Annotated in this window: 9 protein-coding genes and 1 pseudogene; 8 read left to right on the top strand and 2 right to left on the bottom strand. The window is 60.5% G+C overall.

The features are described 5' to 3' along the window. The 5 genes from E4P82_RS19695 to E4P82_RS19675 form a co-directional block, all read left to right on the top strand. A partial coding sequence (locus tag E4P82_RS19695; protein ID WP_246327749.1) for a reprolysin-like metallopeptidase occupies window positions 1-1,245 on the top strand: 1,245 nt, incomplete at its 5' end. 274 nt (window positions 1,246-1,519) lie between these two features. Continuing rightward, window positions 1,520-2,281 (top strand): ABC transporter ATP-binding protein, encoded by a 762-nt coding sequence (locus E4P82_RS19690; RefSeq protein ID WP_312915849.1) that lies wholly within the window; start codon window positions 1,520-1,522, stop codon window positions 2,279-2,281. Beyond that, window positions 2,271-3,035: an ABC transporter ATP-binding protein gene (locus E4P82_RS19685; RefSeq protein ID WP_169250473.1), complete on the top strand. Its 765-nt coding sequence runs from the start codon at window positions 2,271-2,273 to the stop codon at window positions 3,033-3,035. The genes E4P82_RS19690 and E4P82_RS19685 overlap by 11 nt, the downstream gene beginning before the upstream one ends. Before the next feature lie 43 nt (window positions 3,036-3,078). Beyond that, window positions 3,079-3,735 carry a CBS and ACT domain-containing protein gene (locus E4P82_RS19680; RefSeq protein ID WP_169250472.1) on the top strand — a complete coding sequence of 219 codons (657 nt, stop codon included), beginning with the start codon at window positions 3,079-3,081 and terminating at the stop codon, window positions 3,733-3,735. Between the two features lie 91 nt (window positions 3,736-3,826). Further along, the gene (locus tag E4P82_RS19675) at window positions 3,827-5,134 is read left to right on the top strand and encodes a phenylacetate--CoA ligase family protein (protein WP_169250471.1); all 1,308 of its coding nucleotides are present in this window, start codon (window positions 3,827-3,829) and stop codon (window positions 5,132-5,134) included. Window positions 5,135-5,189: 55 nt separating this feature from the next. On the opposite strand, the gene E4P82_RS22970 is transcribed toward E4P82_RS19675, so the two are convergent. Then, window positions 5,190-5,318, bottom strand: a complete 129-nt coding sequence (locus E4P82_RS22970) for a hypothetical protein (RefSeq protein ID WP_281383739.1) — start codon at window positions 5,316-5,318, stop codon at window positions 5,190-5,192. Window positions 5,319-5,583: 265 nt separating this feature from the next. Next, a complete protein-coding gene (locus tag E4P82_RS19670) occupies window positions 5,584-5,754 on the bottom strand; it encodes a hypothetical protein (RefSeq protein WP_169250470.1) in 171 nt (56 codons plus the stop codon). A 136-nt stretch (window positions 5,755-5,890) separates the two neighbouring features. Between E4P82_RS19670 and mdo the strand changes: the two genes are divergently transcribed. From mdo to E4P82_RS19655, 3 genes and pseudogenes are all read left to right on the top strand, one after another. Next, entirely contained in the window at window positions 5,891-7,153 is a 1,263-nt protein-coding gene (gene mdo, locus E4P82_RS19665; protein ID WP_169250469.1) for an NDMA-dependent methanol dehydrogenase, read from the top strand. 89 nt (window positions 7,154-7,242) lie between these two features. Beyond that, a complete protein-coding gene (locus tag E4P82_RS19660) occupies window positions 7,243-8,319 on the top strand; it encodes an AAA family ATPase (RefSeq protein WP_169250468.1) in 1,077 nt (358 codons plus the stop codon). Between the two features lie 2 nt (window positions 8,320-8,321). Next, a pseudogene (locus tag E4P82_RS19655) lies at window positions 8,322-8,506 on the top strand (VWA domain-containing protein); the annotation flags it as partial.

Raw genomic sequence — 8,506 nt, 5'->3', positions numbered from 1 at the left:
ATTCATCGATCTCACCAAAAGCCGCCGGCAACTCCCATCATCGACGTGATGCTGCTTTACACGCCGGATCTGGCCATCCACTACGGAGCTGGCCTGCAAGCGCACCTCGATAGTTTGATCGCGACGGCCAATCAGGCTTACCTGGACAGCCAGGTGAACATCTCGCTGCGCCTGGTTCACCACGCCCAGGTCAGCTATAGCGAAACTGCTTCCAACACCGATGCTCTCGATGCCCTCACCTACGGTTCCCATCCATCGCTGGTCAACGTGAGCGCCTGGCGGGACCAATACGGGGCGGATCTGGTGGCTTTGTTGCGTCCGTTCAGCATGGCCAATCATGTCGGTTGTGGATTGAGCTGGCTCAACGGCTTCAACGGTCAAGCCATGAACGCGGCCTATGGGTTTTCGGTGATCGGCGATGGCAGCGATGTTGGCGGATCTTTGTACTACTGTCCCGATTCCAGTTTGGTCCACGAACTCGGCCATGCCATGGGCAGCGACCACGATCGCGCCAACAGCGTCGCTCAGGGCGCCTATCCCTACGCCTACGGCTATGGCATCGAAGGCGTTTTCGGCACGATCATGAGTTACATCAACCCACGCGTTGGCAAGTTTTCCAACCCGAATATCAATTGCCTGGGGAATCAACCCTGCGGGATCGAGGACTACGCCGACAACACCCGCTCCTTGAACAATACCCGTGACAGCGTGGCGGGTTTCAGAAACGCGAACGCCAACAGTGACCAGATCGTTCTCGCGCTGGAGGAGCCGGTGGGAGGCACGACGTACTCAGGGGTCGCCAACATCCGCGGCTGGGCGGTGGCGCCGCAAGGGGTGCAAAGGATCGAGCTGTACCTGGATGGCGCGCTGCAAGGCAACATTCCGCTGGGTGGGCGGCGGGCCGACGTCGGCGACGCCTACCCCGGCTATCCCGGTTCGGCCGACTCCGGTTTCGCCATGGCCTTCAACTACTCCACCCTGTCCGCCGGATCGCATACGCTCACCGTGCGCGCCGTCGATGCCGCCGGAGCGACGCGCGACGCCAGCGCCGCCTTCACCGTGACCCGTTTCGCCAATGCCTACATCGCCGACCCGGCGGCGGTCAGCCTGGACCAGGCCACCCTCAGCCGAACCGGCAACGTCATCGCGATCCAGAACCTGATGGTCGAAGGCCAGCCCTACGCCGTCCATCTCGCTTGGCGCCCCGCTACCCAGGGTTTCGCCATCAACCAGATCGATCGGTGACCATGGAACGCTAGCGTTCGACACCCCCTCTCCATTGTTTCCGCGGGCAGAGGGGGATTTTTATCGATGCGTTTACCGGCAATGGCGGCGCACCAATTTGCATCAAGGGCAGGAAGCGCAAAAAGCTCGGTTTGCATATAATGATTCTTACCTGATGCGGTAAAAAAATAACGCGCCCGTGAGCCAGAATCTTTGCGAACCAAGACTAAACTCCCCCGGTCCGCCAACTGCTGAGAGCGCTGTTCATCGCTCTTCTCCCGCCGCCTCGCTAATCGTGGTCAACGGTCTGGAACAAAGCTTCGGTGGCATCATGGCTTTGGCCGGCGTCGGTTTCCAAGTATCGGAAGGCTTGATTTACGCCGTCATCGGTCCCAACGGCGCAGGTAAGACCACCTTGTTCAACAATCTCTGTGGTTTTTATCGACCTTCGGCCGGCTCGATCCGCTTTGACGGTCACGAGCTGTGCGGCTTGCCGACACACCGTATCGCCGCGCTGGGTATCGCCCGCACCTTTCAGAACCTGCAACTGTTCTTCAACATGACCGTGATCGAGAACGTCATGGTCGGTTGCCATCTGCGAGCCAAAACCGGCCTGCTGACCGCCGCTCTGCGCCTGCCCGGCGTGCGACGCGAGGAACGACGGTTGCGGGAATGGGCGAGCGAAGCGCTGGAGTTGTGCGATCTGACGGATCGAGCTGGGCAACCGGTGGGTTCCCTGCCCTACGGTCTGATGAAGCGGGTCGAAATCGCCCGCGCCCTGGCTGCCCGCCCGCGCCTGCTGCTGCTCGACGAACCGGCCGCCGGTCTCAACGACACCGAAACAGGGGCCTTGCGTGAGTTGATTGCCCGCATTCGCGCCACCGGTGTGACCATATTGCTGGTCGAGCACCATATGCCGCTGGTGATGAGTGTCTCGGATCGCCTGCTGGTGCTGGATTACGGCAGCGTGCTGGCCGAGGGCACGCCGGCGGAAATTCAGGCCGATCCGCGAGTGGTTGCCGCCTATCTAGGGGGCGCGGTGCAATATGCCGTCTGATGCCCTCCTCTCTCCCGCCGTCTCTTCCTCCTCGAAGCAGAAGGAACTGCTGCTCGAAGTCGCCGGCCTGAGCAGCGACTACGGCCCGGTCCACGCCATCCATCAGGCCGACCTGCAGGTCCACACCGGAGAACTGGCGGCCATCGTCGGTGGCAACGGTGCCGGCAAGACCACCCTGCTCCACACCCTTTCGGGTTTGCATCCCTCTAGTGGTGGCCGCATTCGCTTTGCCGGCCTCGACATCACTCGCTGGCCAACGCACCGCATCGTCGCCGCCGGTATCTGTCAGGTCCCCGAGGGGCGCCAGGTTTTCGCCCCACTGAGTGTCGAGGACAATCTGCGACTGGGCGCTTATCGGATTCGCGATCACGGTTGGGTGCAACGGGAACTGGAACACGTCTACACCCTGTTTCCGATCCTGGCCGAACGGCGCCGGCAACTGGCCGGCACCCTCTCGGGCGGTCAGCAACAGATGCTCGCCATCGGCCGCGCCCTGCTCGGCCGCCCGCGCCTGCTGCTGCTGGACGAACCATCGATGGGCTTGGCGCCGTTGCTGGTCGAAGAGATCTTCCGGGTCATCGTCGAACTGAACAGCCAGGGCGTCACCATTCTGCTGGTCGAACAAAATGCCCGCGCTGCCCTGACCATCGCCAATCGAGGCTATATTTTGGAGACCGGCCGCATCGTCAAGACCGCCCCGGCGGCGGAACTGCTCGCCGATGACGCGGTGCGCCGGGCCTATCTGGGTTATTGATGCGGATAATCGTCGATTTCCCTCCCCTTACCGGACAGGAACCATGTATGTAGACCGGATCATGACCCGCGAAGTGGTATGGGTCGCCGAGGAGACCCGCCTGCCGCAACTGGCGGCGCTGATGCGCGACCACCGCATCCGCCATCTGCCGGTCGTGCGCGATGGTCATCTGGTTGGACTGATCACCTCCCACGACCTGGAACGGGTTTCACCCTCATCGGTTACCACCCTGTCGGTTGGCGAGGCCAACTATCTGCTGGGCAAGCTCAACGCCGCCAAGGTCATGCGCACCCAGATCATCACTTGCGCGCCCGACACCCTGGTCGAGGAAGCCGCGCGCCTGCTCCGCCAGGAAAAGATCGGTTGCCTGCCGGTGGTGACGGAAAGCGGCGAGCTGGCGGGCATCGTCACCCATGAAGATCTGCTGGATTTTTTCCTGGAGATCACCGGCTGCCTGATGCGGGACACTGCCCGCATCGCCGTGCATCTACCCGACACCATCGGTCAACTGGGCAAGCTGTTGGCCGCGATCAACGACGCCGGCGGCTACATCGCCACCGTCGTCTCGCCCCCGCACCCCGATCAAACCGGACTGCGCGTGGCGGTGGTGCGCTACCGCGCCGCCGACCCGCGCGCCCTGAGCCAGCGGCTGCGGGAACTCGGCTACGAACTGCTCGCCGAAACCCCGCCAAGCGGGTAAGACAGGCGGCGATGCGGCGCGAGCCGTCGGAGAATCCGTCCTCCGTTCACCTGAGTCTTTCCTCAAAACAAAACAAAACGGAACCGCCTCCATGATTCTGGATATCGAACAAGAAACCCTGCCGCGCGAAGACTTGCAAAGCCTGCAACTGCATCGGCTGCGCACCACCGTCGAACGCTGTTACCAGACCGTTAATTACTACCGCGAAGCCATGGACGAACTCGGCGTCAAGCCAAGCCATATCCAATCGGTGGCCGACGTCCGGCTGTTGCCGTTCACCAAGAAGGAAAACCTGCGCGAGAACTACCCCTTCGGCATGTTCGCCGTCCCCACCGACCAGGTGGTCCGCATCCACGCCTCCAGCGGCACCACCGGCAAACCCACGGTGGTCGGCTACACCCGCCGCGACATCCGCACCTGGGCGCGGGTGGTGGCCCGCTGTCTGGCCGCCGCCGGAATGCGTCCCGGCGATCGCCTGCACAACGCTTACGGTTACGGACTGTTCACCGGTGGATTGGGGCTGCATTACGGCGCCGAGGAACTGGGCGTCATGGTCACCCCGATTTCCGGCGGTCAGACCCAGCGCCAGATCATGCTGATCCGGGACTTCGAACCCACCGGACTATCCTGCACGCCGTCCTACGCCCTCAACCTCGCCGAAACCGCCGAGGACATGAACGTGGATCTACGCAAACTGCCGCTCAAGGTTGGCGTTTTCGGCGCGGAACCGTGGACCGAGGAAATGCGCTACGAGCTGGAATCCCGGCTGGGCATCGATGCGATCGACATCTACGGTCTGTCCGAGGTCATCGGCCCCGGCGTGGGGATCGAGTGCCTCGAAGCCAAGGATGGCCTGCATGTGTTCGAGGATCACTTCCTGATCGAAGCGGTCGATGTCAACACCGGTCAGCCGGTTCCCAACGGCGAACCGGGTGAAATCGTCATCACCTCGCTGACCAAGGAAGCTTTCCCGGTGATTCGCTACCGCACCCGCGACATCTCGGTGCTCAACCCCGCGCCCTGTCGCTGCGGTCGGACCCATGTCCGCATGCAGCGCGTCACCGGTCGTACCGATGACATGCTGATCATTCGCGGAGTCAACGTATTTCCGTCGCAGGTCGAGGCGATCCTCATGCAGACCGAAACGCTGTCGCCGTTCTACCAACTGGAAATATCCCGCGAGAACAATCTCGACCTGCTGACCGTCAATGTGGAAGGCAGCCCGCCGCTGGTTGCCCAGGGTCGGGACGCGATGAATCGAGTGGCGCACAAGGCTCAGAAGGATATCAAGGATTTCATCGGCGTGACCGCCAAGGTCGTGGTCAAGGCCACCGGCGAAATCCCCCGTTCCGAAGGTAAGGCCGTGCGGGTGGTCGACCATCGCAAGCAGGACAAGTAAACGAATAGCGACTTCGGAAATTGCCCCCTGACCAGCATTGAGATTGCTCTCCTGGTCATTCGGGGCTCAGGAAGCGGGTACCGGCTTGCTCAAGCCGGACCACCATTTTTCCCGCTGGAGATCTTTCGCCGCTCAACACGGGGCTGAGAACGGCGGTCGCCATGACCGGATCGCCGCGCATCACCCCTCATGCCTCCACGCCGCGGCCTGTCGATGATCGGCAGGCTGCCCCGCTCGTAGCACCCGAAGTACGGAGAAGCCGCGTTCGATTCGAACGACAGGCCACCCAGTTCGTCGACGACCGACAATTTCGATTTTGCCCAAGGATCAGCCGCTCCTCCAAGCGACTGTCGCGGTGGGCCTTTGGCATGGCCGCGATCTATTGGGATTTGCTTGTCCCGCTCATCCAAAGATGGAGCAGTTTGACACAGTGCGTGTGCCAGTTTTTTTCACGGTGCCTTGGCGGCAACGACTTGCCCGATTTGGGTTTTATTAAAAATTTTTAAAATAAAAAACAATGCGATATAAAAAAAATAATAAAGGGTTTTTATCATGGCATTTTGTTTGCCAATACCAAGATGCCATAAAGCGTTAAAGCGTGGGTCAATGTGCCGATTCATTCATGTCGCAAGTCACCATTGCCGCGCCACGCAAGTGCACACCGAATAGCCTGACAGGCAATTCCCTATCTTAGATAGGGAAAATAATGCGGATCTTCACATCCGCGCATAGTCATCAAAGGAAGAGGATCGAACCGTGGAAGCACACAAACTCTGGCAGTTCCCCATTAAAGAATTTCATCGCATTCCTCGTGGCCTGCTCGGTCCGGGTGCTTACGAAATGGTCGGTGTGGAAGCCAACAATCTCGGCTTCAAACGTTGCGTACTCGCCACCTCCGGGTTGCGCGGCACCGGCATCGTCGAAGACATCGTCGGCAAACTCAAATACCGGGATATCGACGTGGTGGTCTATGACAAGATCGAGTCCAATCCCAAGGACTACAACGTCATGGAAATCGCCGACCTCTACACTCGCGAAAAGTGTGACAGCTTCGTCTCGGTCGGCGGCGGCAGCGTGACCGACGCGACCAAGGGCGCGCGTATCGTGGTTTCCCACGATGGCCGCAACATCAACGAATTCGATGGCTTCAACAAGTCCGACAACCCCAACAACCCACCTCATATCGCCGTCAATACCACCGCCGGCACGGGTTCCGAGACCAGTTGGGCCTATGTGATCACCGACACCACTTCGGAAAAAGCCCCCTACAAGTGGCTGGGAATGGACGAAAACGTCCCGGTGACGCTCAGCATCAACGATCCGGTTCTGCACTTCTCCATGCCACAGGACTTGACCGCCTTCTGTGGTTTCGACGTTCTGGCTCATGCTTCCGAACCTTATGTCTCCCGGATCGATTTCATGCCGAGCCTGGGCAGTGCGCTGCTGGGCATCGAGTTGGTGGCGCAAAACCTGCGACGCGCCGTGCTGGAACCGCTCAATTTCGAAGCTCGTACCAACATGATGTACGCCTCCTACATCTCGGCACAGGCGTTCAACAGCGGCGGTTTGGGCATCATCCACTCCATTTCCCATGCGGTCAGCGCTTTTTACGATTCCCATCACGGCCTGAATAACGCCATCGCCCTGCCTCGGGTCTGGGAATACAACATGCCGACCAACTACAAGCGCTTCCGCAACATCGCCAAGGCGATGGGTGAAAGCGTGGACGGTCTGTCGGACATTTCCGCCGCCGAGCGGGCGATAGAAGCCGCGATCCGGCTGAGCAAGGATCTCAACATTCCCGCCAATTTCGCCAGCGTCGGTCCTTACACTAAATCGCAGATGGGTAAAGGACGTTATGCGGAATTGAGCAGCGCGAAAATCACCGCCAATGATCGTGACATCGAGCGCATTACCCATCATGTGCTTGGTGACGGCTCGACACCGGGCAACGCTCGCGAATGCAACTTCGAGTCCGTGGCGCCCGTCGTGCGTCATTCCCTGGTTGGCGCCTATTAAGGGCTTGATCGACTCAGACCTCGCTACGACCACCTGGCAACCCGGATATCCTCGGCATCCAACCGAGAATGTCCGGGTGTGGAGCACGCATGTTCGCATCGATCGAGCACACCATCGCGCAGTTGCGCGAACAGCAATACCTGTGCGACCGCAAACTAGCAACTGTCGCGTTTCTGGCCTCGCAAATGCGCAAGCCGATCCTGATCGAAGGACCGGCCGGCGTCGGCAAAACCGAATTGGCGAAAGCGGTGGCCGCCGCGCTGGGACGGGCGTTGATTCGGTTGCAATGTTACGGCGGACTGGATGAGGCACATGCGCTCTACGAATGGGAATACGGCAAGCAACTGCTCTACACTCAGATTCTGCGGGACAAGATCGGTCGCCTGTTCGAAGGCGTCGGTGATTTGCATGAGGCGGTCGGGCAACTGCACCTGCATGAGGATGTGTTTTTCTCGGAGCATTTCCTGGTGCGTCGCCCCATTCTCCAGGCGATCGATTCCTCCGAGCCGGTGGTGCTGCTGATCGACGAACTCGATCGCGCCGAGGAGCAATTCGAAGCCTTCCTGCTGGAAGTGCTGAGCGATTTTCAGGTCACGGTGCCGGAAATCGGCACCGTGAAGGCCACGACCATCCCCTACGTCATCATCACCAGCAACAACACCCGCGATTTGAGCGACGCGCTCAAGCGCCGCTGTCTGCATCTGTTCATCGGCTACCCGGACGAGCAACGGGAACTGGACATCATTCGGATGAAGGTACCCGAGCTGCGGGAAACCCTGGCGGCGCAGGTAGTTGCGGTGATCCGCCGGTTGCGTGCCCTGGAACTGCGCAAAGCCCCCAGCATCAGCGAGACGCTGGACTGGGCGCAAGCACTGGTGCTGCTCAACGCCGATTCGCTGACTCCGACCCTGCTGGAGGAAACGCTGCATCTATTGATCAAATACGAGCGCGATACTCAGCAAGTCAACGAACGATTGCCGTGGATCGTCGAGTCGCTGCAATCGCGGAGTCCGCCGGAAACTCTCTCGGCCGCCGAAACCCCGCTGCATCCGCCGGCGCGGCCCGCCGAGCCGGATGTGAACGGTCTGGAGCAACGCCGCCAAGAGCACACCGCCCGCTACTTCACCAGCTATCGCGGTCGTACCGACGGCCGTACCGGTGGCTGACGATGGACGCCGTGATCAATCGTTTCATTTTTCTGCTGAAAAAGCAGGGCGTGCGGATTTCGCCGGCCGAATCGCTGGACGCGATGCAGGCGTTGGCATGGGTCACGCTGCACGATCGCGACACGGTGCGCGCGGTCCTGTGTAGCACTCTGATCAAGGATGTGCGTGATCAGCCGGTGTTCGAAGA

This window comes from Candidatus Competibacter phosphatis, from assembly GCF_012939995.1.
Lineage (GTDB): Bacteria > Pseudomonadota > Gammaproteobacteria > Competibacterales > Competibacteraceae > Competibacter > Competibacter phosphatis.
This window is presented reverse-complemented; position numbering and strand designations above follow the sequence as displayed.

Bases quoted from the DNA above. Each gene is read 5' to 3' on its own strand.
- E4P82_RS19670 (WP_169250470.1), bottom strand. From the start codon at position 5,754: ATGAATCGGCACATTGACCCACGCTTTAACGCTTTATGGCATCTTGGT.
- E4P82_RS19675 (WP_169250471.1), top strand. From the start codon at position 3,827: ATGATTCTGGATATCGAACAAGAAACCCTGCCGCGCGAAGACTTGCAA.
- E4P82_RS19685 (WP_169250473.1), top strand. From the start codon at position 2,271: ATGCCGTCTGATGCCCTCCTCTCTCCCGCCGTCTCTTCCTCCTCGAAG.
- E4P82_RS19680 (WP_169250472.1), top strand. From the start codon at position 3,079: ATGTATGTAGACCGGATCATGACCCGCGAAGTGGTATGGGTCGCCGAG.
- E4P82_RS19660 (WP_169250468.1), top strand. From the start codon at position 7,243: ATGTTCGCATCGATCGAGCACACCATCGCGCAGTTGCGCGAACAGCAA.